This is a genomic window from Enterobacter cloacae complex sp. P40C2, from assembly GCF_014930695.1.
GTDB classification, from domain to species: domain Bacteria; phylum Pseudomonadota; class Gammaproteobacteria; order Enterobacterales; family Enterobacteriaceae; genus Enterobacter; species Enterobacter pasteurii.
Genome location: NZ_JADBRP010000027.1, coordinates 1 through 1,024 on the forward strand (window position 1 = coordinate 1; position 1,024 = coordinate 1,024).

The following is a 1,024-nucleotide window of genomic DNA, read 5'->3' on the forward strand; positions in this document are numbered from 1 at the left end:
GTGTTTAGAGGACGATCTCGCGCTGGCTGCGCAGCGACTCCAGCGCTTTATCCGCGAGGTACAGCGCACGTTCACCATCATCGCCGCTGCAGTCAGGCACCGCTTCGCCGCGCAGAACCGCAACAAAGTGTTCCCATTCCGCGGCGTAAGCGGATTTGTAGCGCTGCAGGAAGAAGTGTTCCGGCAGCGCGCTGGTGCAGCCCTGTTTGCCGTAGTGCTGCACCTGGTTTTCCAGAATATTGCCCGCGCAGAGCAGCCCTTCGGAGCCGTGCAGCTCCAGGCGCTGGTCGTAGCCGTACGAGGAGCGGCGGCTGTTGACGATGGTCGCCATTGCGCCGGAGGCATATTTCAGAACGATAAACGCGGTGTCGATGTCCCCCGCCTCGCCAATCGCCGGATCCACCAGGTTGCTGCCCTGGGCGTACACCGACACCGGCTCTTCGCCCATGATGAAGCGCGCCATGTCAAAGTCGTGGATGGTCATGTCGCGGAACATGCCGCCGGAGACGCGCACGTACTCCGCAGGCGGCGGAGACGGATCGCGGGAAATAATCAGCAGCGATTCCGGCTTGCCGATGCGCCCGGCCTGGGCGTCGGTTTTCACGCGGCGGAACTGCGGGTCGAAGCGGCGGTTAAAGCCGATGAACAGCGGCACGCCGTGCTCTTTGACTACCTTCAGGCAGTCGCGCACGCGGGCGAGGTCGAGGTGTACCGGCTTTTCACAAAAGATGGCCTTGCCGTGGCGGGCGGCCATTTCAATCAGATCCGCATGGGTGTCCGTTGCGGAGGCAATCAGCACGGCATGAACGTCAGGGTCGGTCATCGCCTCAGTCAGGCTCTGCTGGCGGGCCTGATACCGCGCGGCGAGGCGGGTGGCAAATTCCTGATTCGGGTCAACCACGGACCACAGCGTGGTCGCACCGTGGCTGGCGATGTTAGCTGCATGTACCTGACCAATTCGGCCAGCGCCCAGTAAAGCAATGTTAAACATAACGGCTCCCGGTGTTGGTGAATGCTGTAAACT

Annotated in this window: 1 protein-coding gene; it reads right to left on the reverse strand. The window is 62.1% G+C overall.

The window, feature by feature from the left end; all coding sequences use genetic code 11:
* Window positions 1-4 precede the first annotated feature (4 nt).
* Entirely contained in the window at window positions 5-991 is a 987-nt protein-coding gene (gene iolG / locus IM304_RS22155) for an inositol 2-dehydrogenase (RefSeq protein ID WP_193356056.1), read from the reverse strand.
* Between the last annotated feature and the right edge of the window lie 33 nt (window positions 992-1,024).